This window comes from Cyanobium sp. Tous-M-B4 (assembly GCF_024345395.1).
Taxonomy (GTDB): domain Bacteria; phylum Cyanobacteriota; class Cyanobacteriia; order PCC-6307; family Cyanobiaceae; genus Cyanobium_A.
The window spans coordinates 142,382-167,024 of sequence record NZ_JAGQBA010000001.1 but is presented as its reverse complement, the minus strand read 5'-3'; the positions used below and the strand labels follow the sequence as shown (position 1 = coordinate 167,024).

The 24,643-nt window shown below is 64.8% G+C and carries 22 protein-coding genes, 1 tRNA gene, 1 other RNA gene and 1 riboswitch; of the genes, 13 read left to right on the top strand and 11 right to left on the bottom strand.

What is annotated here, in order from left to right; translation table 11 throughout:
• Positions 1-6: 6 nt before the first annotated feature.
• Together egtD and egtB are read right to left on the bottom strand one after the other, a co-directional pair.
• Positions 7-972 (bottom strand): L-histidine N(alpha)-methyltransferase, encoded by a 966-nt coding sequence (gene egtD / locus KBY73_RS00860; protein ID WP_254935229.1) that lies wholly within the window; start codon positions 970-972, stop codon positions 7-9.
• Positions 962-2,113: an ergothioneine biosynthesis protein EgtB gene (gene egtB, locus KBY73_RS00855; RefSeq protein ID WP_254935228.1), complete on the bottom strand. Its 1,152-nt coding sequence runs from the start codon at positions 2,111-2,113 to the stop codon at positions 962-964. The genes egtD and egtB overlap by 11 nt, the downstream gene beginning before the upstream one ends.
• A gap of 81 nt (positions 2,114-2,194) precedes the next feature.
• On the opposite strand from egtB, the gene KBY73_RS00850 reads away from it, so the two are divergent.
• The gene (locus KBY73_RS00850; RefSeq protein WP_254935227.1) at positions 2,195-3,196 is read left to right on the top strand and encodes a cysteine synthase A; all 1,002 of its coding nucleotides are present in this window, start codon (positions 2,195-2,197) and stop codon (positions 3,194-3,196) included.
• On the top strand, positions 3,196-5,184 hold the full coding sequence (locus KBY73_RS00845; RefSeq protein WP_254935226.1) for a protein kinase domain-containing protein: 1,989 nt from the start codon (positions 3,196-3,198) through the stop codon (positions 5,182-5,184). The genes KBY73_RS00850 and KBY73_RS00845 overlap by 1 nt, the downstream gene beginning before the upstream one ends.
• Before the next feature lie 52 nt (positions 5,185-5,236).
• On the opposite strand, the gene smpB is transcribed toward KBY73_RS00845, so the two are convergent.
• On the bottom strand, positions 5,237-5,734 hold the full coding sequence (gene smpB / locus KBY73_RS00840; protein ID WP_254935225.1) for an SsrA-binding protein SmpB: 498 nt from the start codon (positions 5,732-5,734) through the stop codon (positions 5,237-5,239).
• A gap of 62 nt (positions 5,735-5,796) precedes the next feature.
• On the opposite strand from smpB, the gene ruvB reads away from it, so the two are divergent.
• The 6 genes from ruvB (at position 5,797) to thiC (ending at position 11,250) form a co-directional block, all read left to right on the top strand.
• Positions 5,797-6,879 carry a Holliday junction branch migration DNA helicase RuvB gene (gene ruvB / locus KBY73_RS00835; protein ID WP_254935224.1) on the top strand — a complete coding sequence of 361 codons (1,083 nt, stop codon included), beginning with the start codon at positions 5,797-5,799 and terminating at the stop codon, positions 6,877-6,879.
• 13 nt (positions 6,880-6,892) lie between these two features.
• Entirely contained in the window at positions 6,893-7,651 is a 759-nt protein-coding gene (locus KBY73_RS00830) for a tetratricopeptide repeat protein (RefSeq protein ID WP_254935223.1), read from the top strand.
• A gap of 14 nt (positions 7,652-7,665) precedes the next feature.
• Positions 7,666-8,898, top strand: a complete 1,233-nt coding sequence (locus KBY73_RS00825) for an amidohydrolase (RefSeq protein WP_254935222.1) — start codon at positions 7,666-7,668, stop codon at positions 8,896-8,898.
• Complete coding sequence (locus KBY73_RS00820) at positions 8,895-9,113, top strand: DUF3188 domain-containing protein (RefSeq protein ID WP_254935221.1); 219 nt, start codon at positions 8,895-8,897, stop codon at positions 9,111-9,113. Before KBY73_RS00825 ends, KBY73_RS00820 begins: the two co-directional genes overlap by 4 nt.
• Positions 9,110-9,700 (top strand): HEAT repeat domain-containing protein, encoded by a 591-nt coding sequence (locus KBY73_RS00815; protein ID WP_254935220.1) that lies wholly within the window; start codon positions 9,110-9,112, stop codon positions 9,698-9,700. Before KBY73_RS00820 ends, KBY73_RS00815 begins: the two co-directional genes overlap by 4 nt.
• Positions 9,701-9,705: 5 nt before the next feature.
• A riboswitch (TPP riboswitch) is annotated at positions 9,706-9,813 on the top strand.
• Between the two features lie 42 nt (positions 9,814-9,855).
• Positions 9,856-11,250, top strand: coding sequence for a phosphomethylpyrimidine synthase ThiC (gene thiC, locus KBY73_RS00810; protein ID WP_254935219.1), 1,395 nt, complete (start codon positions 9,856-9,858; stop codon positions 11,248-11,250).
• A gap of 84 nt (positions 11,251-11,334) precedes the next feature.
• Here thiC and tkt read toward each other — a convergent pair whose 3' ends face one another.
• The 3 genes from tkt to acpP are packed head-to-tail and all read right to left on the bottom strand — an operon-like array spanning position 11,335 to position 14,874.
• Complete coding sequence (tkt, locus tag KBY73_RS00805; protein WP_254935218.1) at positions 11,335-13,341, bottom strand: transketolase; 2,007 nt, start codon at positions 13,339-13,341, stop codon at positions 11,335-11,337.
• Between the two features lie 34 nt (positions 13,342-13,375).
• Entirely contained in the window at positions 13,376-14,623 is a 1,248-nt protein-coding gene (fabF, locus tag KBY73_RS00800; RefSeq protein WP_254935217.1) for a beta-ketoacyl-ACP synthase II, read from the bottom strand.
• Positions 14,624-14,631: 8 nt separating this feature from the next.
• Positions 14,632-14,874, bottom strand: a complete 243-nt coding sequence (gene acpP, locus KBY73_RS00795; RefSeq protein WP_106632933.1) for an acyl carrier protein — start codon at positions 14,872-14,874, stop codon at positions 14,632-14,634.
• 151 nt (positions 14,875-15,025) lie between these two features.
• Between acpP and psaC the strand changes: the two genes are divergently transcribed.
• Together psaC and glmS are read left to right on the top strand one after the other, a co-directional pair.
• Positions 15,026-15,271, top strand: coding sequence for a photosystem I iron-sulfur center protein PsaC (psaC, locus tag KBY73_RS00790; protein WP_006042515.1), 246 nt, complete (start codon positions 15,026-15,028; stop codon positions 15,269-15,271).
• A gap of 82 nt (positions 15,272-15,353) precedes the next feature.
• A complete protein-coding gene (glmS, locus tag KBY73_RS00785; protein ID WP_254935216.1) occupies positions 15,354-17,273 on the top strand; it encodes a glutamine--fructose-6-phosphate transaminase (isomerizing) in 1,920 nt (639 codons plus the stop codon).
• On the opposite strand, the gene KBY73_RS00780 is transcribed toward glmS, so the two are convergent.
• Positions 17,260-18,744, bottom strand: coding sequence for a mannose-1-phosphate guanylyltransferase/mannose-6-phosphate isomerase (locus KBY73_RS00780; protein WP_254935215.1), 1,485 nt, complete (start codon positions 18,742-18,744; stop codon positions 17,260-17,262). The genes glmS and KBY73_RS00780 overlap by 14 nt on opposite strands.
• 73 nt (positions 18,745-18,817) lie before the next feature.
• Positions 18,818-19,390 (bottom strand): ribosome maturation factor RimM, encoded by a 573-nt coding sequence (rimM, locus tag KBY73_RS00775; RefSeq protein ID WP_254935214.1) that lies wholly within the window; start codon positions 19,388-19,390, stop codon positions 18,818-18,820.
• 52 nt (positions 19,391-19,442) lie between these two features.
• On the opposite strand from rimM, the gene KBY73_RS00770 reads away from it, so the two are divergent.
• On the top strand, positions 19,443-19,622 hold the full coding sequence (locus KBY73_RS00770) for an NAD(P)H dehydrogenase subunit NdhS (protein ID WP_106632954.1): 180 nt from the start codon (positions 19,443-19,445) through the stop codon (positions 19,620-19,622).
• Here KBY73_RS00770 and KBY73_RS00765 read toward each other — a convergent pair.
• Complete coding sequence (locus KBY73_RS00765) at positions 19,600-20,319, bottom strand: ribonuclease III family protein (protein WP_254935213.1); 720 nt, start codon at positions 20,317-20,319, stop codon at positions 19,600-19,602. The genes KBY73_RS00770 and KBY73_RS00765 overlap by 23 nt on opposite strands.
• A 17-nt stretch (positions 20,320-20,336) precedes the next feature.
• Positions 20,337-20,749, bottom strand: an RNA gene (gene rnpB / locus KBY73_RS00760) — RNase P RNA component class A.
• A gap of 20 nt (positions 20,750-20,769) precedes the next feature.
• Between rnpB and KBY73_RS00755 the strand changes: the two genes are divergently transcribed.
• Positions 20,770-20,843 (top strand) — tRNA-Arg (locus KBY73_RS00755).
• 114 nt (positions 20,844-20,957) lie between these two features.
• Positions 20,958-21,977 (top strand): helix-turn-helix domain-containing protein, encoded by a 1,020-nt coding sequence (locus KBY73_RS00750; protein ID WP_254935212.1) that lies wholly within the window; start codon positions 20,958-20,960, stop codon positions 21,975-21,977.
• Between the two features lie 116 nt (positions 21,978-22,093).
• Here the strand turns inward: KBY73_RS00750 and KBY73_RS00745 are convergent, their stop codons facing one another.
• Positions 22,094-24,418, bottom strand: a complete 2,325-nt coding sequence (locus tag KBY73_RS00745; RefSeq protein WP_254935211.1) for a DUF11 domain-containing protein — start codon at positions 24,416-24,418, stop codon at positions 22,094-22,096.
• Positions 24,419-24,643 lie beyond the last annotated feature (225 nt).

The following is a 24,643-nucleotide window of genomic DNA, read 5'->3' as shown; positions in this document are numbered from 1 at the left end:
CTGATGTCAGGAGTCTGCCGTCACCAGCAGGTGCAGCGAAAGGTCGTCGGCGGGATCGCTCCAACGCCCCAGCGGTCGCCAGCCGGCCCGTTCAGCTAGGGCGGTGAATTCCGCCGGGCCGTATTTGACGCTGTACTCGGTGATCAGCGGCTCCCCTGCGGCGAAATTCCAGATCTCGCCCGCCAGCTGCACCGACTGGGCCTGGCGGCTCATCAGGGCCATGGCGATGCGGCTGTGCTCGGGTTGCCACCGCGCGCTGTAGGCGAAGGCGTCGGGGTCGAAGTTGCCCGCTAGGTCGCGGTTGAGGCGCACCAGCAGGTTGCGGGCAAAGGCGGCTGAAACTCCGGCGGCATCGTTGTAGGCGGCCTCCAGCCGCTCCACGGCTTTGGGCTGGTCGATGCCGATCAGCAGCCTGGCGCCGGGGCCCAGCAGTTGGCCCAGCTGCCGCAGCAGCGCCTGCGCTTCCTCGGGGCTGAAGTTGCCGATTGAGCTGCCGGGATAGAAACCCAGGAGCCGCCGGCCGCTGAGTAAGGGGTGCTCTGGCAGCTGCCGCAGGGCGCTGTAGTCGCAGCAGATGCCGAGCACGGGCACTGCCGGGTGGCGCGCCTGCAGGTCCACGCAGCTTTGCTGGAGATGGTCGGCGCTGATGTCAAGGGCTACGTAGGCCGGTGGCAGCAGCGCCTTGAGCAGGGGCCCCACTTTGCGGGCATTGCCGGCGCCAAACTCCACCAGCACCCCTGCTCCCAGCGCTGCTGCCAGCTCAGGCGCCCGCGCTTCCAGCAGGGCGGTTTCGGTGCGGGTGAGCCCGTATTCCGGCTGCTCGCAGATCGCCTCAAACAGCCGTGAGCCTTCGGCGTCGTACAGCAGCCAGGCCGGCAGCTGACGCGGTTGCTGGGCCATGCCCTCGCGCACTAGCCGCCGCATGTCTGCCGGTTCGGGGTGGAGGTCGATTAGTTGCATGTCAGCCGCCATCGCGGGCTAGGCGTAGGCCACCGGCCAGCCAGCGGCTCGCCGGTGGATAGAAGTTGCGGTAGGTGAGCCGTTCGTGGCCAGGCGGGGTGAGAAAGCAGCTGCCGCGCAGCACCATCTGGGAACTCATGAACTTGCCGTTGTATTCCCCCACCGCCCCGGCTGCCGGCGCGAAGCCCGGGTAGGGCCGGTAGGGGCTGGCGCTCCACTGCCAGAGCACCCCGAAGGCCTGCTCCAGTTGGGGTGCCAGCAGCTCCCATTCGGCCTCGCCTGGCAGCCGGGCACCCGCCCAGCGGGCGTAGGCATCGGCTTCAAACCAGCTCAGGTGCCGCACCGGCAGCTCGGAGCGCCGCGGCTGACGCCCCGCCAGAGAAAATTCCTCGCCGTCGCGCCAGTAGCGCGGTCCCTGCCAGCCCCGGGCTTGCGCCACCGCCCAGCCCTCGCTCATCCACAGCTCCGGCCTCTTGTAGCCGCCATCGGCAATGAAGGTTGCAAATTCGCCGTTGCTCACCAAGCGGGAGCTAAGCGCAAAGGGTTCGAGCCACTGGCGATGCCTGGGCGCCTCGTTGTCGAAATGAAAGCTGCCACCTGGATGGCCGATCTCCACCAGCCCCCCCTCGTGCTGCAGCCAGGTGGGCTCTTGGGCAACGCTCGCCTGATAGGCAGCCTCCGGCTCTGAGCCATATGCCGGCTCGAGTGGGTTGCGGCTGAAGCCATCCAGCAGGTCCATCAGCAGCAGCTCCTGGTGCTGCTGCTCGTGCTGCAGCCCCAGTTCCACCAGCTCCAGCCGGGGATCGCCCGGCTCAAGCTGCTCCAACAGGCTGAGCAGGGCCCCATCCAGCCGCTGCCGCCAGGCCAGCACCTCGGCCAGGGCTGGCCGGGTGAGTAGGCCCCGCTGGGGCCGGGGGTGGCGGGCTCCTACTGAGTCGTAATAGCTGTTGAAAAGAAAGCCCCAGGCGTCCGGCGACACTGGGCTACGCAGCACAAACTGCTCAAAAAACCAGGTGGTGTGGCCCAGGTGCCACTTGGGCGGGCTGGCATCGGCCATGCCCTGCAGGCAGACGTCTTCGGGCTGCAGGGGAGCCACCAATTCGACGCTGCGTTGGCGCACCTGCGCGTAGCGCGCCTTCAGCTCCTGCCCCATGCCGCTGCCGCCAATCTGGGGCTAATTCAGGCCCGACCTTAGGGACCTTGCCTACGATCCCGCCACGCAACGCACGCGGATATGGCCGGCATCACTTCAGGGTTCGTGGGCGCCGTTGGCAACACGCCCCTGATCCGGCTCAATGCCCTGAGCGAGCAAACGGGCTGCGAGATCCTCGGCAAGGCCGAGTTCATGAATCCTGGGGGGTCGGTGAAGGATCGCGCCGCTCTGGGGATCCTGCTGGAGGCGGAGGAGCAGGGGCTGCTGCAGCCTGGGGGAACCGTGGTGGAGGGCACCGCTGGTAACACCGGCATTGGCCTCACCCACCTCTGCAACGCCCGCGGCTATCGGGCCCTGATCGTGATCCCCGACACCCAGTCGGCCGAGAAGATCGGCCTGCTGCGCAGCCTCGGCGCCGAGGTGCGCACGGTGCCGGCGGTGCCTTACCGCGACCCCAACAACTACGTGCGGCTTTCGGGCCGTATCGCCGCTGAAACGCCCGGGGCCGTGTGGGCGAACCAGTTCGACAACCTGGCTAACCGCCGCGCTCACTTCAACTCCACCGGTCCGGAGATCTGGCAGCAAACCGATGGGGCGGTGGATGCCTGGGTGGCGGCCACTGGCACCGGCGGCACCTATGCCGGTGTTGCCCTGTATCTGAAGCAGCAAAACCCAGCCGTGCGCTGCGTGCTGGCCGACCCCCACGGCAGCGCCCTACACAGCTGGGCCAGCCGGGGTGAGCTGGTCAGTGAGGGAAGTTCGATTACCGAGGGGATTGGCAACAGCCGCGTTACCGCCAACCTGGAGGGTGCTCCCATCGATGATGCCGTGCGCATCGACGACCAGACCGCGCTCGAGACGATCTATCAGCTGCTGTGGCAGGAGGGCTTGTTTTTGGGCGGCTCGGTGGGCATCAATGTGGCCGCGGCGGTGGAAACGGCCCGGCGGCTTGGTCCTGGCCACACGATCGTGACCGTGTTGTGCGATAGCGGTGATCGCTACCGATCTCGGCTCTATGACGCCGATTGGCTGGCGGGCAAGGGGTTACACCAACCCCTGCGGCCCTCGCTGGAGGTGGGCTGATGGCGGTGCAGGTGGGTCAGTTGATCGGCGAGCGCTACCGGCTCGAGCAACGCCTCAGCTCCGCCCCGCCGGCAGAGGCTCCCCAGGGGGAACTCTGGCGCGCTAGCGATCAGCTAGCCGCCGAGGCGCCGATGGCCTTGCGGCTGCTGGGTCCAGCTATCGACCCGGCTCGGGCGCGCCAGCTCTGGGGCCGGCTGCAGGGGCTGCTCCATCCCCAGGTGCCCCGGCTCGGGGCGGCCATCCAGGCCCAGGAGGGTTTGTGGCTGGTGCGCGAATGGCAGGCCGGCCGCACCTACCAACTGCTGCTGCAGGCCCGTGCCGAGCGCCAGTTGGTCTTCGGTGCCGGTGAGGTGCTGCTGCTGCTGCGCCAGCTGCTGCCGGTGCTGGCCGTGTTGCATAGCCAGGCACTGGTGCACGGCGACCTCAGCCCCGCCAACCTGTTGCGCCGCGACAGCGACGGGCTGCCGGTGCTGCTCGATTTCGGCCTGGTGGCAGGCACGGCCGCCGCCACCCCGGGCTACGCCCCACCCGAGCGGGCTCGGGTCGCCGATCCCGAGCCCTGGATGGATCTGCATGCCCTCGGGGTGGTGGCCCTGGTGCTGCTCAGCGGCGAGGAGCCCGCCCGGCTACTGGATCCGGTCACCATGGCCTGGCGCTGGCCGGCGGCCCTCACTGCTGAACCGGCCTTGCAGGCCCAAATCAGCCGCCTGCTGGAGCGCCAGCCCGGCGAACGCTTTGCTTCCGCCTCCCAGGCCCTGGCTGCCTTCCAGGCCATACCCATGCCAGAGAGCACCGGTCCGGTGCCCCGCGCCGACCGCACCGTCGCTTTGGTGCCACCACCACCTCCAGCACCAGCACCTGAAGCGCCTGCAGCACCTGAAGTTCCTGTTGAATCCTCTCCGGAGCCGGTCCAGCTGCCCCCACCGCCTTCTCCCGTGCTGCGTAGCCGCTTGGAGGAGCGCGAGGAGGTCGCTGAAGGCGGCGTCTGGCCGGTTGTGATTGCCCTGGTGCTGTCGGCGGTCGTGGGCACTGCCCTGGGCTGGTGGTGGCTGAGCCGCGGTCGCTTGACCATGCCCGTTCCCGATGCGGCCCTGCAGTTGCCCAACAGCCTGCCGCCGGCGGAGGTGGATCAGCGCCAGCAGCTGCTTAACCGGCTGCGGGCCATGCAGGTGGATCGGGGCTGGTTCTTGAAGTTGGTGGATGCCAGCCTGCTGGCCCAGTTTCCGGAGCGGGGCGGTCGCCTGCCCAGCGATTCTCTCGACGACTCTCCCCTGCGCAAGGTTTGGAATGAGCTTGCAGAGGAGTGGCTGGCTCGGGTGGAGCAGCTACCCCTCGAGATTCGGCGCCGTCTGGGTTCCTACACAAACGGTGACTGGGAGAGGCGTCAGCAGGCCCTGGTTAATCAGGGACTTAGCTCAGCGGTGTTGCGCCAGCTGGTTTCGGGCAGTGCCCAGAGCCTGCTGCCCGGCCGCCCCGGCGCTGACATCCCGGCCGAGCCCTTTCGCCAGCTGTGGTTTGCCGCGGCGGAGCAGGGCCTGGCCAACGTGCAGATCGAGGCGATTCAGGCCCAGGCCCAGGCAACCCAGGTGATTTCAGCCCAGGTAGAAGCTGGTGGTGCCCGGCTGTTCCCGGTGCGGTTGCCGCCGGGCTATCGCCTGGTGCTGGGCGTGAATGGCTCGCCCTTGATGCAAATGAGTGTGTTTAGTGCCGATGGCGAGCTGCTGGAAGCCAAGGGGCCCCTGCGGGTGGTCAGTTTGGGGGAGCAGAAGAACTCCCCAGTGCAGCTTCTGGTAACCAACGAGGGCGTGGCGCCGGCCCTGATCACCCTGTCGTTGCGGGCCGATCCGCCCCCTGTCGAGACGCCGCCGGTGACCGTCCCCGAACCATCACCGCAGGCGCCGGCGCCCCAGCTAGAGCCTCCCCAGGCTCCGGCCGTGCCCGCGCCCGCCGCCGATCCCCTGCCGCCCGTACCACCGCCAGTGAACTGACTCCAGCCGGAAGGCGTATGGGCGGGTAGGTCGGGCGCTCCGGCCCCCCAATTCAGAGCCGGGCGATTGCGGCCTTGGCGTCCTTGATGTCCTGCTTGCGCCGCTCCTCGTGACGCTTGTCGTGCAGCTTGCGGCCCTTGGCTAAACCGATTGTCAGCTTGATCCAGGAGCCCTTGAGGTGCAGGTTCAGGGGGATCAGGGTGAGGCCTTTTTGATCTAGGCCAATCCGCAATTTGTCAATTTCGCGGCGGTGGGCCAGCAATTTGCGCACTCGCAACGGCTCATGGTTGAAAAACGCGCCCGCGTGGCTGTGGGGCGAAATGTGCACGTTGTGAAGCTGCAGTTCTCCTTTGCGAATCAGGCAGAAGCCATCGCGCAGATTTGACTGCCCGGCCCGGATCGACTTCACCTCGGTGCCAAATAGCTCGAGGCCGCACTCCAGGGTTTCGAGGATTTCGTATTGGTGCCGCGCAAAGCGGTTGTCGGCCAGCAGCTTGTTGGCGGCATCGCGCTGGGCCTTAGCGCTCTTCTTGCCCCCGCCCTTGGCCATCGCTGCTCCGCAACCGTCCCCTTGATCTCCCGACCCTAGGGAGCCCCCGGTACCCTCGCTGCATGGCCATCGTCTCCTCGGGATCCTCGGCGCCCCGCGGCCGCCCCAGCCGCGACGAGCCACCAGCGCGCCTTGTGGACCCCGCTCCCGTGCTCGAGGAGGTCCCCGCCGCAGCCAGTGGCCTGCCCCGGGAGGACAGTCTCCGCCCCAAGCGCCTTGCCGATTACATCGGCCAAAGCGAGCTCAAGCAGGTGCTGGCCATCGCGGTGGAGGCCACCCGCGCCCGCCAAGAGGCCCTCGACCACGTGCTGCTTTACGGCCCACCGGGCCTGGGCAAAACCACCATGGCTTTGGTGCTGGCTGAGGAGTTGGGCGTGCGCTGCCGCATAACCAGCGCCCCGGCCCTGGAGCGCCCCCGCGACATCGTTGGCCTGCTGGTGAACCTGCAGCCCCATGAGCTGCTGTTCATTGACGAGATTCATCGGCTCAACAGGGTGGCCGAGGAAATTCTTTATCCAGCGATGGAGGATTACCGCCTCGATCTCACCGTGGGTAAGGGCACGACGGCCCGCACCCGCAGCCTGGATCTGCCACCTTTCACGCTTGTTGGCGCCACCACCCGGGCCGGATCGCTGAGTTCACCGCTGCGGGATCGCTTCGGCCTGATTCAGCGGCTTGAGTTTTACGGACTCGATGAGCTTCAGCAAATTGTGGAGCGGGCTGCTGGCCTGCTCCAGATCAAGCTGGAGGGCGGGGCCGCCCTGGAAGTTGCCCGCCGCTGTCGCGGCACCCCCCGCATTGCCAATCGACTGCTGCGTCGGGTGCGCGATGTGGCTTCAGTGCGGGGTCATGGCTGCATTGGTGCGCCCCTGGTGGCTGAGGCCCTCAGCCTGCACCGCGTTGACGACCGCGGTCTCGATGCCAGTGACCGGCGTTTGCTCACCTTGATGCTCGAGGGCTACGGCGGCGGCCCCGTGGGCCTCGACACCCTGGCCGCCGGTCTCGGCGAAGATTCCGCCACCCTCGAAGCGGTGGTGGAGCCCTACCTGTTGCAGCTGGGTTTTCTGCAGCGCACCCCCCGGGGACGGCTGGTTACCCCGGCGGGCCGTAATCACCTGGGCTGGCCGGCTAAGGCGGCCGCATGACCAGCAGCCAACCATGATTCCTACGTTGTTTTCTTTGCTGCTGGGCCTGCAGCTGCTGCTGCCCCAGCTGTTTGATCAGGCCCTCAGCGCCAGTCGGCAGGGGCGCTTTGATGAGGCTCTACCCCTCTGGAACCAGGTGCTGGAGGTGGCCCCGGAGGATGCGGCGGCCTGGAGCAATCGGGGCAATGTGCAGCTGGCCCTGGGCGATCCCCGCGCCGCTATCGCTGACCAGACCAAGGCGATGCAGCTCGACGGCGAGAGCCCCGATCCCCATCTCAATCGAGGCACAGCCGAGGAGGCCTTGGGCCAGTGGGCTGCCGCCGAAGCCGACTACCGCTGGATCCTGGAGCGCGCCCCGCAGGACGCGGGTGAACCGCGCGCCTCGGCCCTCTACAACCTCGGCAACGTGCAGGGCTCCCTGGGGGACTGGCAGGAGGCGCGAAGTTGCTTTGAGGCCGCTTCCCTGGCTAGGCCAGGCTTCGCCATGGCCCGCTCCAGTGCCGCCCTGGCGGCCTTCCAGCTGGGCGATCGCGCCGAGGCCGAGCGGCAGCTGCGCAACCTGATCCGCCGCTATCCCCTGTTTGCCGATGCCCGAGCTGGTCTCACGGCGCTGCTCTGGCAGAAGGGGGCTCGCGGTGAGGCCGAAAGCAACTGGGCGGCCGCCTCTGGCCTCGATCCCCGCTACCGGCAGCAAGAATGGTTACTTGCGACGCGGCGTTGGCCCCCCGAGCCGGTGGCAGCTCTGGCGCAATTTCTCGCTTTGGCCCCTTGATCGATGGCCCTCGAATGACGGCAACACCCTGCAGCTGGAATTGGCAGGCCCTGGGACTTGAGCAGGCCCTGGCCGAGGTGCTGCCGGAGCTGATCCAGTTGCGGCGTCATATCCATCGCCATCCCGAGCTCAGTGGCCATGAGCAGCAGACCGCTGCCCTGGTGGCAGGTGAGCTGCGGCGCTGGGGTTGGCAGGTGCGCGAGGGTGTCGGCCGCACCGGCGTGCTGGCGGAGCTGGGGCCAGAGCAGGGGCCTGCTGGCTTGCCCGCCCCCCTGGTGGCCCTGCGGGTGGATATGGATGCCCTGCCTGTGGAGGAGCGCACCGGCCTCGACTACGCCTCCACCCAGCAGGGCTTGATGCATGCCTGCGGCCACGACCTGCACACCGCCGTGGGACTGGGGGTGGCCTACCTGCTGGCTGAGCTTGCCGAGCGCCACCCCGAGCTGCTCACGGCCCGGGTGCGGCTGTTGTTTCAGCCCGCTGAGGAAACGGCCCAGGGGGCGGCCTGGATGAAGGCCGATGGCGCCATGGACGGTGTGGCAGCCCTGTTTGGTGTGCACGTGTTTCCCAGCCTGGCGGCGGGCACGATCGGCGTGCGCAGCGGCAGCCTTACGGCTGCGGCCGGTGAGCTGGAGGTGGAGGTGCTGGGCGAGGGCGGCCACGGCGCCCGGCCCCACCAGAGCACCGACGCCATTTGGATTGCGGCGCGGGTTGTGAGTGGTCTGCAGGAGGCGATCAGCCGCCGCCTTGATGCCCTGCACCCGGTGGTGGTGAGTTTCGGGCGGATCGAGGGTGGTAAGGCCTTCAACGTGATCGCCGACCATGTGCGCCTGCTCGGCACGGTGCGCTGCCTCGACACCGACGTGCACGCCCAGCTGCCGGGCTGGATCGAAGACACGGTGCAGGCCCTCTGCCGCGGCCATGGCGGTGAGGCCCGGGTGCGTTATCGGGTGATTTCACCGCCTGTGCACAACGACCCTGCCCTTACCGAGCTGGTGGCTGAAGCTGGGGTGGAGTTGCTCGGTCGCCAGCAGGTGCAGTGGCTCGAGCAGCCGTCTTTGGGAGCGGAGGATTTTGCCGAACTGCTCGATGGCACCCGCGGCACCATGTTTCGGCTGGGGGTGGCGGGGCCTCAGGGCTGCACGCCGCTGCACAGCAACAGCTTCGCTCCCGACGAAGCGTCCCTGCCGGTGGGCATTGGCGTGCTCACCTTGAGCCTGCTGCGCTGGATGGAGCGGCGCCCATGAAGCAAAGGCCCTGGCTGCGGGGGTTGCTGGCCCTCTCCTCGCCCCTGTTGATCCTGCTGGCGCTGCTGGTGCTGCTGCAGCGTCGCGGCGTCGATCGGATTCCAGTCTTGCCGGCCCTGCTTATCGGCACGGGCTTGCTTGTTACCAGTGCCGTGAGCCGGCGACGGCGACGGCGTGAGCTGCTGGCGGCCCTGCGCCACGATGGGGATGTATGACCAATCCCTCCCCCGATCTTGCGGCCCTGCGTGAGGCCATCCTTTGCGGAGACCCCAGTCGGGCCATGCCCGCCCTGGTGGGTTTGCGGGAGGTGCCGGTGGAGCAGGCCGTGCCCTTACTGCTGCTCGGGCTGGAGCAGAGCATGTTCATGGTGCGCTCGCTCAGCTGCGCTGGCCTTGGGGTGAAGCAAAACGAGGCTGGCTGGCTGGCGCTGGTGGCCGCGATGCAGGGCGATGAGGACGCCAATGTGCGAGCCGAAGCGGCCAACTCCCTGGTGAGCCACTGCCTTGAGCGGGCCTGGCCCCTGCTGCGTGATGTGTTTGCAGCCGATCAGCAGTGGCTGGTGCGCTGCAGCATCCTTTCGGCTCTAGCTGAGCAGCCGGCCATTGATCCGGCTTGGTTGCTGGAGCTGGCGTCGATGGCGATTACGGACGCGGATGGCACGGTGCGGGTGGGCGGCGCCGAGATCCTGGCCCGCTTGGTGCGGGAACAGGGCGCTGCCGAGGCCCGGGTCCTGTTGCAGCAGCTCCAGGCCGACCCCGACCACCGGGTGGTGGCCGCGGCGCTCAATGGTCTGCAGAGCTAGGTTGGATAGGTCACTAGGGGTGCCCCGCTGCATTAGTGCGGCTTCGGGCTGAGATCACACCCTCCGAACCTGATCCGGGTCATGCCGGCGCAGGGAAGTGGAATTGGATTGTGAAACCACTCTCAGGCTGCGCCCCGCCCTATCTGCAGCCTCACATGCGTAGCGCCTGGATTGAGAAGCGTCGCGGCACCGCGAACTATTCCCAGATGTATTACGCCCGCCAGGGCGTAGTGACTGAAGAGATGGCCTATGTGGCCAAGCGGGAAAACCTGCCCGAGTCGCTGGTGATGGAGGAGGTGGCTCGGGGACGCATGATCATCCCGGCCAACATCAACCACCTCAATTTGGAGCCGATGGCGATCGGTATCGCCAGCCGTTGCAAGGTGAACGCCAATATCGGCGCCTCCCCCAATGCTTCCGATCTCGATGAGGAGGTGGCCAAGCTGCGCCTAGCGGTGAAATACGGCGCCGACACGGTGATGGATCTCTCCACCGGCGGCGTCAATCTCGATGAGGTGCGCACGGCGATCATTAATGCCTCGCCGGTGCCGATCGGCACGGTGCCCGTCTACCAGGCCCTAGAAAGCGTGCACGGCTCCATCGAGAAGCTGGACGCCGACGACTTCTTGCACATCATCGAGAAGCACTGCCAGCAGGGCGTTGACTACCAAACTATTCATGCCGGCTTGCTGATTGAGCACCTGCCGCTAGTGAAGGGTCGCCTCACCGGCATCGTTAGCCGCGGTGGCGGGATCTTGGCCCAGTGGATGCTTTATCACCACAAGCAGAATCCTCTGTTCACGCGCTTCGATGACATCATCGAAATCTTCAAGCGCTACGACTGCAGCTTCTCCCTTGGGGACTCCCTACGTCCCGGTTGCCAGCACGACGCCTCCGACGCCGCCCAGCTGGCGGAGCTGAAAACTCTCGGCCAGCTCACCCGCCGCGCCTGGGAGCACGACATCCAGGTGATGGTTGAGGGTCCGGGCCATGTGCCGATGGATCAGATCGAGTTCAACGTCAAAAAGCAGATGGAGGAGTGCAGTGAGGCGCCTTTCTATGTGCTCGGCCCCCTAGTCACCGACATCGCCCCCGGCTACGACCACATCACCAGCGCCATTGGCGCGGCGATGGCCGGGTGGTACGGCACGGCCATGCTCTGCTATGTGACCCCGAAGGAGCACCTAGGCCTGCCCAATGCTGAAGATGTGCGTGAGGGCCTGATCGCCTACAAGATCGCTGCCCACGCCGCCGATATCGCTCGCCATCGCCCCGGCGCCCGCGATCGCGACGACGAACTCAGCCGCGCCCGCTACGCCTTCGACTGGAACAAGCAGTTCGATCTCTCGCTTGATCCTGAGCGAGCACGCGAATACCACGACGAAACTCTGCCCGCCGATATCTATAAACAGGCAGAGTTCTGTTCGATGTGCGGCCCCAAGCACTGCCCAATGCAAACCAAGATCACCGATGAGGATCTGGAAGGCTTGGAGCAGGTGCTGGCGCAGCAGAAGGCAGGAGTTGAGGCTGGGGCTGCGGCAGTGGTGTGAGATCACCCTGTTTGCGGTTCACGGTTCCGTAAGTTGACATAAAAAAGCTCCGCCGTTAGGCGGGGCTTTTCAGTCTCAGTTGAATCAGCCCAGCGCCTTGGCTGTTGCCACCACGTTGTCGACGGTGAAGCCAAACTTCTCAAGGCAGACCGGGCCGGGAGCGGATGCGCCGAAGCGGTCGATCGAGATGCAGGCGCCATCGAAGCCGGTGTACTTGTGCCAGCCGAAGGAGCTCGAGGCTTCCACCACAACACGCTTGCGCACGGCGGCGGGCAGCACGCTTTCGCGGTAGGCGGCATCCTGCTCTTCGAACAGCTCGATGCAGGGCATCGAGACCACCCGCACGTTTTTGCCTTCGGCGCGCAGCTGGGTTGCGGCTTTGGTGCAGAGCTCCAGCTCGGTGCCGGTGCCGATCAGGATTAGTTCCGGGGTGCCATTGCTGTCTTCCAGGATGTAGCCACCTTTGGCCACATGGGCTGCGGCCGAACCGGGTTGGTTGGCCATGGCCTGGCGGCTGAGGGCCAGCACGGTGGGGCGCTTGCGGTTGGTGACAGCCACCTGATAAGCGCCCATGGTCTCGTTGCCGTCGCCCGGGCGCATCACCAGCAGGTTGGGGATGGCGCGCAGGTTGGCGAGGGTTTCCACCGGCTGGTGGGTGGGACCGTCTTCGCCCAGACCGATCGAGTCGTGGGTGAGCACGTAGATCACGCCCAGCTCGCTAAGGGCTGAAAGGCGCATGGCGCCGATCATGTAGCCGGCGAACACCAGGAAGGTGCCGCCGTAGGGGATTAGGCCGCTGCCGTGGTATGCGATGCCATTCATGATCGCTGCCATGGCGTGCTCACGCACACCGAAGTGCAGATAGCGGTTGGCCTCACCACCCTTCTGGAAGCTGGCCTCGCCCTTGATATCGGTGAGGTTGGAGTGGGTGAGGTCGGCGGAGCCGCCGATCAGCTCGGGCAGGTTGGGGCCGAAGGCGTTCAGGGCGTTGTAGGAGTGCTGGCGGGTGGCCAGGCCCTTGTCTTCGGGGCTGAAGCTGGGCAGGGAAGCGTCCCAACCCTGGGGCAGTTCACCGCGCAGCTGGCGCTCGAATTCGGCCGCTTCGGCTGGGTACTGGCTGCGGTAGGTGGCCAGGGTTGCATTCCAGGCGGTTTCAAGGGCTTCACCGCGGCTGATCGCCTGGCGCCAGTGGTCGTAGGCGTCCTGGGGCACCTCGAAAGCGCCGTAGCTCCAATCGAGGGCTTTGCGGGTCAGCTCTGCCTCGTCGGCGCCTAGGGCCGCACCGTGTACTCCAGCGGTATTGGCCTTGTTTGGCGAGCCGTAGCCGATCGTGGTGGTCACCTTGATCAAGCTGGGCTTGTCGGTGACGGCCTTGGCTGCCTCAATGGCTTGGGCAATGGCGGCCACATCGGTGTTGCCATCCTTGACGTGGATGGTGTGCCAGCCATAGGCCTCGTAGCGCTTCAGCACGTCCTCGGTGAAGGACACCGAGGTGTTGCCGTCGATGGTGATGTGGTTGTCGTCGTAGAGGGCAATCAGCTTGCCCAAGCCCAGGTGGCCGGCCAGGGAGGCGGCTTCACCGCTCACGCCTTCTTGGTTGCAGCCGTCGCCCATGATCACGTAGGTGTAGTGATCAACTAGGTCGCAGCCGGGCTTGTTGAACTTGGCAGCCAGGTGCGCTTCGGCGATGGCCAAGCCCACGGCGTTGGAGATGCCCTGGCCCAGGGGGCCGGTGGTGACCTCAACTCCTGGGGTTTCGAAGGTTTCAGGGTGACCAGGGGTGCGGCTGCCCCACTGGCGGAACTGCTTGATGTCTTCGATGGTCACCGAGTCATAGCCGGTGAGGTGCAGCAGGGCGTATAGCAACATGCAGCCGTGGCCAGCGGAGAGCACGAAGCGATCCCGGTTGAACCACTTGGGGTTCTTGGGGTTGTGCTTGAGCAGCTTGTCCCACAGGGCGAAGGCCATCGGGGCGCAGCCCATGGGCAGGCCGGGGTGGCCCGAATTGCTCTTATTGATCGCGTCAATCGCTAAAAAGCGGATGCTGTTGACGCAGAGCGATTCGACGGATGTGGAAGGAGCGGCGACCATGGCTAAGGCAGGTGGGGGAGTGGGAGGAGGAGGCTCACGCCATGCGGCGGAACGCCAGGCAGACGTTGTGACCGCCAAACCCGAAGGAATTGGAGAGCACCACGTTGAGGGTGTGTTCCCTGGCCTGGTTGGGAACCACATCCAGATCGCAGGCCGGATCCGGATTTTGGTAATTGATGGTAGGTGGCACCAGGTTGTGCTCAATAGCCAGCACCGCTGCGACCGCCTCAATGCCGCCGCTGCCTCCTAGGAGGTGGCCAGTCATTGATTTCGTGGAGCTCACGGGTATGCGGTATGCCCGATCCCCGAGGGCACTCTTGATGGCGGAGGTTTCGTTGCTGTCGTTGGCCTGGGTGCTGGTGCCGTGGGCATTTACGTAGTCGACGGCTTCGGGCTCAAGCCGGGCATCTTTGAGGGCAAGACGAATGGCTTCGGCACCGCCGACCCCTCCAGGGGTGGGTGAGGTGATGTGGTGGGCGTCGCAGGTCATGCCGTAGCCCACAACCTCGGCCAGGATCTGGGCACCACGGGCCCTGGCGTGTTCCAAGCTTTCGAGCACAATTACTCCGGCGCCTTCGCCGATCACAAAGCCGTTGCGCTCGGCGTCGAAGGGGCGACTGGCCGTGGTTGGGTCGTCGTTGCGGAAGGACAGCGCCTTAGCGCTGGCAAATCCCGCTACTCCCAAAGGAGTAATGGCCGATTCGGCGCCACCAGCGACCATCACGTCAGCCAAGCCTAGCTGGATCAGCCGGTAGGCATCACCGATGGCGTTGGAGCCGGCGGCGCAGGCGGTGGCTACCGCACTGCTGGGTCCCTTGGCACCAAGGGCAATCGCCGTTAGGCCAGTCGCCATATTGGGGATCATCATCGGCACGCAGAACGGACTCACCCGATCCGGGCCCCGATCCTTGAGCACGTGGGCCTGGGTTTCCATCATCAGCAGGCCGCCAACGCCGGAGCCAATGGCTGTGCCCACTCGGTGTTGGTTGGACTCATCAATGGTGAGTCCCGCATGGGCAACTGCTTGCTTGGCAGCGATTACCCCAAACTGACAAAAGCGATCCCAGCGCTTGGATTCCTTGGGCTCTAGCCAGCGGGAAGGATCAAAATCTTTTACCTCAGCTGCGAAGCGACAGGCATGACGACTGGCATCAAAAAGAGTGATACCCGCCACGCCGTTGCGCGCAGTGCTCAGACCCTCCCAGTAGCTGGAGACGTCGTTACCGATCGGTGTGATCGCGCCGAGACCGGTGACGACGACGCGCTGGAGACCCTGCACCATGGGGTGGCTCAGGCCTGCTTGTCCTGAATGAACTTGACGGCATCGCCAACGGTGGTGATGCCTTCGGCAGCTTCGTCAGGGATTTCGATGTCAAAGGCTTCTTCCAGAGCCATTACCAGCTCGACGGTGTCGAGGGAGTCGGCACCCAGATCATTCTGAAAGTTTGATTCGGGCTTCACTTCCCCAGCGTCAACGCTGAGCTGCTCGGCAACGATCGAGCGCACTTTCTCGTAGATCGCTTCCTGGGACATGGCCGCTGTGAGAGTCGATGCACTCTACGGGTCACCCCGCTGGGCTCCCCCCGGCGTATGAACAAGGGTGACGGGCTGAGGGCTGCGTGGGTGCGTGTCCGGAGGCTGTGGGTACGTTGGGCTCCACGCCGTTTGTTCCCGGCTCAGGCCCATGTCCCACGCCGTCAAGATCTACGACACCTGCATCGGTTGCACCCAATGTGTGCGCGCCTGCCCACTCGATGTGCTCGAGATGGTGCCCTGGGATGGCTGCAAAGCCGGCCAGATTGCATCCTCTCCCCGCACAGAAGATTGCGTCGGTTGTAAGCGCTGTGAAACCGCTTGCCCCACCGACTTCCTCAGCATTCGCGTTTATTTGGGCGACGAAACCAGTCGCTCTATGGGCTTGTCCTACTGAAGATCATTGGCGCTATTGCCAATAAGCTCAAGCCCGGCCCTTCGCCGGGCTTTTTTGTTGCGCTCCTCGCTGGCCCAGGCCTATGTGCGGCATTGTTGCCCTGATTGGATCGCGGGAGGCGGCTCCCCAGCTGCTGGAGGGTTTGCGCCAGCTCGAATATCGCGGCTACGACTCCGCCGGTATTGCCACTGTTAATGGGGCTGGCCTCCATTGTCTTAAGGCCGAAGGCAAGCTTGTAAATCTCACGACCCGCTTTGAAGCCCAGGGGGCCCCGGGCCAGTGCGGCATTGGCCATACCCGCTGGGCCACCCACGGCAAGCCGGAGGAGCGCAACGCCCACCCCCACCTCGATGGCTCTGGTCGTTTGGCGGTGGTGCAAAACGGCATCATCGAGAACTACCGCGGCTTGAGGGAGGAGCTGCAATCGCAGGGGGTGCTGTTCCGCTCCGAGACCGATACGGAGGTGATTCCGCACCTGCTGGCTCGGGAGCTGGAGCGCCGCCGGGCGGCAGGTGAGCAGGCTTCAGCGGCTCTGCTACTGGCTGCTTTGCAGTCGGTGTTGCCGTTGCTGCAGGGCGCCTATGCCTTGGCGGTGGTGTGGGCAGAAGCCCCTGGAGCTCTGGTGGTGGCCCGTAAGGCGGCGCCCTTGCTGATCGGGCTGGGGGAGGGGGAGTTTCTTTGCGCTAGTGACACCCCGGCCCTGGCAGGCTTCACCCGCACGATTTTGCCGATGGAAGACGGCGAGGTGGCCCTGCTCACCCCGTTGGGCATCGAGCTCTACGACGCCGCGGGCCAGCGGGTGCAGCGCAGCCCCAGCCTGCTTAGCGGCACCGAGCACGTGGCGGATAAGCGCAGCTTCCGCCATTTCATGCTTAAGGAGATCCACGAGCAGCCTGAAACTGCCGCCCTTTGGGTGGCCCGGCACCTGCCCGAGGTTGTGGCAGGGGAAGCGACTCCACTGGTGGCCCTGCCTCTTGCGGCTGAGGTGTTTGAGGGTGTGGAGCGGATCCAGATCCTGGCCTGCGGCACCAGCCGCCACGCCGCCCAGGTGGGTGCCTATCTGCTGGAGCAACTGGCCGGTATCCCCACAAGCGTTTTTTATGCCAGTGAATTTCGTTATGCGCCGCCGCCGCTGAGCCCCCACACGCTCACTATCGGCGTGACCCAGTCGGGGGAAACCGCCGACACCCTGGCGGCCCTTGCAATGGAGCAGGAGCGTCGCCGGCTGGTGGCCGATTCGGCCTACCGGCCGCGGCTGCTGGGCATCACCAATAGGGCAGAAAGCTCCCTGGCCCGGATGGTGGACCACATCCTTGATATTGGCGCTGGCATTGAGGTGGGGGTTGCGGCCACCAAGACCTTCCTTGGCCAACTGCTGGCTTTCTACGGATTGTCCCTGGCATTTGCGGAGCGGCGACTGGGCCAGCGGCAGGGTGGCGTTAGCTCGGGCCGCAGCCGCGAGGAGCTCAAGGCGCTGGTTGCTCAGTTGCGCCAGTTGCCCCAGCAGCTGGAGGCCCTGGTGGCAGACCATGACCAGCGCTGCGCTTCCCTAGCCCACCGCTTCGAGGGCACCCAGGATGTGATCTTCCTGGGCCGTGGCATCAACTACCCGATTGCCTTGGAAGGTGCGCTCAAGCTCAAGGAGATCAGCTATATCCACGCCGAGGGCTATCCGGCCGGCGAGATGAAGCACGGGCCGATCGCCCTGCTCGATGCCAAGGTGCCGGTGGTGTCAATAGCTATGCCAGGTGCGGTGTTCGACAAGGTGCTCAGCAATGCCCAAGAGGCCAAGGCCCGCGATGCCCAGCTGATCGGAGTGGCGCCCGAATGCCCAGACGCTGAGTTGTTTGATGTCTTACTGCCGGTGCCGGCGGTAGATGAGCTACTCAGCCCGCTGCTAACGGTGATCCCTATGCAGCTGCTCAGTTATCACATCGCCGCCCACCGGGGTCTAGATGTGGACCAACCCCGCAACCTGGCCAAGAGCGTCACGGTTGAGTGAGGTTTGGAGCGGGGCTGGCGTCGCTGCGTCCGTAGCGATCTTCAAAGCGGACGATGTCGTCTTCGCCTAGGTAGGGGCCGCTCTGCACCTCGATCAACTCCACCGGAATCTTGCCCGGGTTGGACAGGCGGTGGCGGCAACCCAGGGGGATGTAGGTGCTCTGGTTTTCGCCTACCAGCTCCCTGCCGCCATCTTTTTCCACCACCGCCGTTCCCTGCACCACGATCCAGTGCTCGGCGCGGTGGTGGTGCATCTGCAGCGACAAGCTGGCACCGGGGTTGACCACGATCCGCTTCACCTGCCAGCGCTCACCCTCGGTGACGCCGTCATAGGAGCCCCAGGGGCGGTAGATCTTGCGGTGGGCCTTGCTCTCTGGTGCCCCCTCCCTCTCCAGCAGCCCCACTATTGCTTTGACCTCCTGGGCCCGGTCGCGGTGGGCTACCAGCACGACGTCATCGGTTTCCACCACCACCAGATCCTCCACACCGAGCCCCACCACCAGCCGATGCTCGCTGCGTAGGTAGCAGTTGCTGCTCCCCTCGCTGATCACCCGGCCCCGCAGCACGTTGCCGTCGCTGTCTTGATCGGCGGTTTCCCACAGGGCGCTCCAGCTGCCCACATCACTCCAACCTGCCTCCAGGGGCAACACGGCGCCCCGGTCGGTGCGCTCCATCACCGCCACATCCAGCGCCACGCTGGGGCAGCTGGCAAAGGCCTCCCGCTCCAGCCGCAGAAAGTCGAGATCGGCGCTGTCGTGCTCCAGCGAGGAACGGCAGGCGCTCACAACCTCAGGTGCCAGCCGCTCCAATTCCGCCAGGATCGCGCTGGCTTTGAACAGGAACATGCCGCTGTTCCAGGTGAAGCGCCCCGTGGCAAGAAATTGCTCGGCGGTGGCCCGATCCGGCTTCTCCACAAACCGGGCGATTGGTACCGGTTCGTTGGCACCCAGCAGTGACTGGGCGGCTTCGATGTAGCCGTAGCCGGTTTCTGGCGCCGTGGGCACGATTCCAAACGTCACCAGCTGGCCGGCTTCTGCTGCTGCCATTCCGGCAGCCACCGTGGCGCGGAAGGTGGCTGCATCGCGGATCACGTGGTCTGCCGCCAGCACAAGTAGCAGGGGATCATCCCCTTGGGCCGTGGCCTGCAGCGCTGCAACCGCCACCGCCGGGGCGGTATTGCGGCCTATCGGCTCCAGCAGGATCGCTTGGGGCTCCACGCCGATCTGGCGCAATTGCTCGGCCACGATGAAGCGGTGGTCTTCATTGCAGATCAGCAGTGGTGCGCCGAGGCCTGGCAAGCCCTTCAGGCGCTGCTGGGTCTGCTGCAGCAGGGTGTCTTCTCCCGTGCCTGCGAGGGGCCAATACTGCTTGGGATAGCTAGCTCTCGACAGCGGCCACAGCCGCGTGCCCGTGCCGCCGCACAGGATCACCGGCACGAGTGCACTGCTTGGGGAGCTAGGGCTATTTGCCATGGACCGGACTGGGTTGCTCCCATTCAAGGTCACCTTTGGCTTACCAGCGCAACAGCTGCCTTCTGAGAGTCGACTAAAGCTCCAGCAGCCCAGGGGGCGGGGTGATGCCGATCCAGCCTTCCTCGAGATGGACTTCCGGCACGATCGCAGTCACGAAGGGGATCAGCAGTCGCCGCGGGCCATCGGGGGTTTCCTGCTCCACCTCCAGCAGGTCGTTGCCAGCGTGGATCAGGTCGCGAACCCGGCCAATGGGCCGTTGATCCGCCAGCAGCCGCACTTCGGTGCCCACCAGGTCGAGCAGGTGAAATTCGCCTTTGGCCAGCTTGGGGCGGTCGGCTAGGGGCACCAGCATCTGGTCACCCACCAGGGCTTCGGCCGCTTCCCGGCTGTCGATGGCGGCGAGCCGCACCACAAACAACTCCTTGCCGGGCAGTTGCCTGCCGCTCAGCAGCTCTACCTGGCGCGGCGCCTCCTCCCGCCGCTGCAACCAGCGCCGCCCGGCCCGGGTGAAGCGCTCCGGGAAATCGCTCATGGGCAGCACCCTCAGCTCCCCCTGCAGCCCTTGGGCTGACACCACTTTGCCGACTACAAGTAGATCGTCGGGGCCAGGAGTGGCGATCTCGCTGCTGCTGGTTTGATCGGCCATGGCCAGCTACTTCCCGCGTCCCCCGATAATGGCCCTACGCCTCGCCTAAATCATGGCCGACCTGCCGATCCTGCCGGGCTCCACCGTGGTGGTGCGTGACGGCCGCTCGATTTACAACGGCTACCGGGGCTTTGTGCAACGGATCAGCGGCCAGCAGGCCGCCGTGCTGTTTGAGGGCGGCAACTGGGACAAGCTCGTCACCATGCCGCTCAAGCTTCTCGAGCAGGCTTGATCACAGCGAGGGCAGCCCTGGCTGCTTCCTGTTCAGCGCCGCGCCTTGAAGGCCCCCAGCCCGTGTGGCTTGTCTGGTCCGCAATCGTCACGCTGCAATGAAAGCGGCGCGGGTCAGCGTGGGCTTGGCTGCGCTCCTGGCAGTCGTAGTGCGGCAGGCCCAGCCCGGCCGCTTGGGTCCACTCCTGCAGGGCCGATTTCCAGTTGTGGCGGTCTGGATCGGCCAGCAATTCGCTGCTGCTGCGCTGCCAGTGGGGAGAGAGCCAGCGGTGCACCGGCTCCAGTCCGCCCTGGCTGGCGCCCCAGGCTTCATAGAGGCCACCAAGAAGGGCTTCACAGCATTCCGCCCGCACCGTGGCCCGTCCGGCCTGATCACCACTGGCCATTGGGCCTAGGTGCAGCACGGATTCGATCTTGCAGTGCTCGCCCAGTTCGGCCAGCCAGCGGTCGCTCACCAATTGGGCCCGCAGGGCAGAGCAGCGCCCCACGCTCAGGTTTGGAAAGTGCAGTTGCAGGAATTCTGCTGCGGCTAGGCGCAGCACCGCGTCGCCCAGGAATTCCAGGCGCTCATGGTTTCGGGCCAGGCCCGCTGAGGTGTGGCTGAGAGCCTCCTCTATGGGGGCAAGGTCGCGGTCGCCAACCTCAAGGCCTAGGGAGCGCAGGAAGGCAACCAGCTGCTGGTGGCGTTCGGGCCGCATGGGCTGGCGGGGAATAAGGGTGAAAGCAGGACGTAAGCCGGGTTCTGTTCTCCCACCAGCGAGCCGGTGGGGGGTGATCATCTGTCTGGGACCGTCGTTGCCGGCGGCCTCGAGCGGCGCACTTGAAGCGGGACGGGTGTCATGGCCAACCGTTGTCCCTGGGCCTTGCTCCTAGCTGGGGTTTACCTAGCCAGCACCTCTCGATGCTGCTGGTGCGCTCTTACCGCACCCTTGCACCCTTACCTGTGCGGGGGGTGCGAGCCCCCTGCCATCGGCGGTGTGTTTCTGTGGCACTGTCCTCACGGTCACCCGCACTGGGCGTTACCCAGCAAGCCTGGCCATTGGGGAGCCCGGACTTTCCTCAACCAAGCGCTCCAGCTACCTCCGCGGAGGTGCCGCAGCCCTGATCGCGATCACCTCGCCTGCTTTCGCATTCCATAATGCCGGTATGGGGCTGTAGCTCAGCCGGATAGAGCGACGGTTTCCTAAACCGTAGGTCGTGGGTTCGAGTCCCGCCAGCCCCGTTTTGAAGGCCCATGGCTTGGGTCATTGACCGGGTGGGCTCGTACCTCTAAGGTCGCTCGCAAATTGGGTTTTTAGGGTCTTTGCTGCCACGGCTTCTCGATCAGCCCATCCTGTTGGACACTCGCTGGTCGGCCCGTATCGACGGCCCGGAGGCCCTGGCCTCCCTCCTTGATCACCAATTTGTGATCGAGGATCTGGAACCCCTGCAGCCGCGGCTGCAGGGGTCTGCCCGTCTGCAGCTGCAGGCGGCTTCTGCGGTGGTGGGAGAGGTGGGCTTCAGCAGCGTGCTCGGCACCCCGCTCACCCTTGCAGTGGATCCGCGAGAGCAGCTCTGCCTGTTGGCTCTGCCCTCCGTGGGGTGGGGGCAGTATCAGCTCGATGGCGAGCAGGTGGACAACAGCCACGGGCGGACGGTGGCTTTTCTGCCGGCCAGAGGCTGGCGCCTGGTTAACGATGCCACCGGGGGAACGGCAATCCAGTTCCGTGAAGCGGCCCTGATCTCCCGGCTGCAGACGATGGCGGAGCGGCCCAGTTCTGCCACGCTCTTGGCGGCTCGCCTGGCGGCGCCCTTCGCGGTTGATATCAACCAGGGGCCCTGCGCTTACCACCACCGGCACCTGCTGGCTGCCCTCGCCCTGGTCGACGGCAGCTTTCGCATGGCCCAGCGGGAGCCCGATCCGATGCTCTGCCTGGATGATCTGGTGCTGCGTTGCGTGGCGCTCCTGCTGCAGGCCCACTGGGGAGTTAGTTCCGAAGCGCCTCAGCTGTCCGGTGAGCAGCTCAACCTGCGCTCCTCGGTGCAGGAGCTAATGGTGTGGATGCGGGCCAACCTGCAGCGGCCGCTGGCCCTCAGTGAACTGGAGCAACACAGCGGCTATGGGCGGCGATCGCTGCAGATGGGCTTCAAGGCCGAGGTGGGATGCGGGCCGGTGCAATGGCTGCGCCGCCAGCGCCTGGAGCAGGCCCGCCGGATGCTCGAGAGATCCGCGTCCGGCCTGAGCGTGAGCGAAGTGGCACAGGCGTGTGGCTATCTGAGCCTTTCGGGATTCAGCCGCGACTTCCGTGAGCGCTTTGGGATGTCGCCCCGCCAAGTGCGCTATCTCCGGATGGCGAGGTCGCCCAAGTCCAGCTGAAACCAGGAGGGCGTGAGCCTTCGCAGCCATCCCTGGGCTGACAGGCCCCTCCCCAATGAAAAGCCCGGCGCTGGAGGGATCCGGCGCCGGGCTGGGGGGGATCGACCGCGGTGGGTTTACACCAGGTCGTTGCCGAGGTTGTTGTTGAGGCTCAGCTCATTTTTGAGGCTCTCAATGCCCCAGGTGTTGGCGCCGCCATCGTTGATGTTGAAGGCATCGCGCACCATGGACTGCACATCAGCCACCGTGTACTTGTAGTTCACGTCGTCGCGCTCGGCATTGAGCACAGCGGCAACGGCATCACGGGCCAGGGCGAACTGGCCACCACCACTCAGTTTCACGGCTTCCGACATCGTCACGTCGGTTTTGTTGCGCCAGTTCAGCGAGGCTGCTTGTCCGCCGAAGAAGAACACCTCAAAAGAGGCATTCTTGTAGCTGGCGCCTTCGTAGGCCTCCTCGTTCCAGGTGGCATCGGCCTTGCGACCCGTGATGTGCTCACTCCAGTAGCCCAGGGAAAGGCCCTCGAGGGTCGACGGGGGCTCGGGCGGGTTGTAATTCACGATTGCATCGTCTTCGTTGCTGAGAACGTTGCTGCCCTTGTAGGTAGCTGATGCTTGGGCCACATTCACCACATTTCCGGTGACTGCGTCAGCCTCGGTGGTGGTGTAAGAGCCAGTGAACTTCCACGCCTCGTTGACGTCGAAGGTGCCGTCGTTGTCTGTATCGCCAACGTTAAACTCGCTGCCCTCAGTGAGAATGCCGCTCACTGCATCGTTCAGCAGGCTGTCGCTGATGGTGAGATTATCCAGGTCGCGATTGCCGTTGTTGGTCGCCGTGAAGGTGTAGGTGATGGCTTCGCCGGCGGCTTCAAAGGTGGTTCTGTCGGCTTCCTTCAGCAGTGCGATGCTTAGGCTGGGAGGTGCGTAGGTGACGGTTTCATTGTCAGTGTCGGTTGCCGAAAGCTCCTTGTAGGAGCCGGTGGCGGTTGCCGTGTTGGGAATGTCGGCGTTGTTGGCTTCGGTGGTGGTGTAAGAGCCGGTGAACGTCCAGGTTTCGTCCGTATCCAGGATGTTGTCTTCGTCAGCGTCGCCGATGTTGAACGAGGTGTCTCCTGCTGTGACAGCAGCAACGTTGTTGAGCAGGGGGTCGGTAACCGTAACGTTGCTCAGCCCGCGATTGCCGGTGTTGTCAACGCTGAAGGTGTAGACGATTTCCTCACCAGCACCTTCATAGGTCTCCTGATCGGCTGTTTTGGTCAGATCGATGCCCAGATCGATTGCGTCGTAGGTGACGATTTCATCGTCAGTGTCGGACGCCTCATTGTCGCGGTAGGAGCCGGAGGCGGTTGCCGTGTTGGGAATGTCGGCGGTGTCGCCTGCGGTGGTGGTGTAAGAGCCGGTGAACGTCCAGGTTTCGTCCGTATCCAGGATGTTGTCTTCGTCAGCGTCGCCGATGTTGAACGAGGTGTCTCCTGCTGTGACAGCAGCAACGTTGTTGAGCAGGGGGTCGGTAACCGTAACTTTGCTCAGCCCGCGATTGCCGGTGTTGTCAACGCTGAAGGTGTAGACGATTTCCTCACCAGCCCCTTCATAGGACGCCTGATCGGCCGTTTTGGTCAGCTCGATGCCCAGTTCGATTGCGTCGTACTCGACGATTTCATCGTCGTCATCGTTGACGGCCTGGGTGCCGTAGAAGGCCTCGGCTGTGGCGGTGTTCGGAATCGCATCGCCTTCGAGATCTGCCTGGTCGGCATTGTAGCTGCCTTTGAAGACCCAGGTTTCGCCAATGTCGAAGCTGCCGTCGTTATCGGCATCGCCGGTGTTTTCACCGGTTACTTCATTCAGAACAGCGGAGATCTCCTCAATCAGGGGATCGGTGACTGTCAGGTTGGTGAGATCACGGTTACCCGTGTTTGTGACTGCAAAGGTGTATTCGATCGGATCGCCAAACTGCTCGAAGCTGTCGACGTTGGCTGTTTTCTCTAGTGTGAGGGCGGGAGCGGGCTCGTCGACCACCGAGATCATTCCGGCTGTGGTCGCGGAGGACGACTCTCCGTTGGCGCCTGTTCCATTGCCGAATGGGCCGAAGTCTTTTGTCGCAATGGTTGCGCCAAAAGCGGCGATTGCACCCTCTTGGATCTCTTCGGGAATTGTGTAGCTGGCTGTCCAGGTTCTAAGCTCGCCTTGGTCCCAGCGGCCGTCTCCGTCGGTGTCGCCGGAAGCATCCAGTGTCCAAGTGACTGTGATGGGAATTGTTTCGAAGCTAGAATCTGGATTTAGGACAAGAAGATTGACATTCGAGAATGTGACTTGATTGATATCAAGGTCTTCTCCGACTGCTTCTGCGGTCAGCCTCAGCGTGACCTCTTGGCCGCCATAAATCTGAACTCCATCGGCAGCAAGGTCGCCATCGTTGATGGTCAGGGTTGACTGAACTCCCATGGGTTTTGAGGTTGGGGATGCGGGATTGGTTGGGTGAGGAAGGGTGCTGGCGTCAGCCCATTGAAAAGGCGACCAATGCCGGCGGGGCCAGTGGTAGACAAGCCCCCGCGGGACGGAAAACTAATGATGTAGCAGAGACGGCATTCCTCGTAGCAATTTTAGCTTTTGGTGCCTATTTATACGGCTCTTGGCTGCAACTCTGCGCTAGCTGCGTAAAATTCGCTT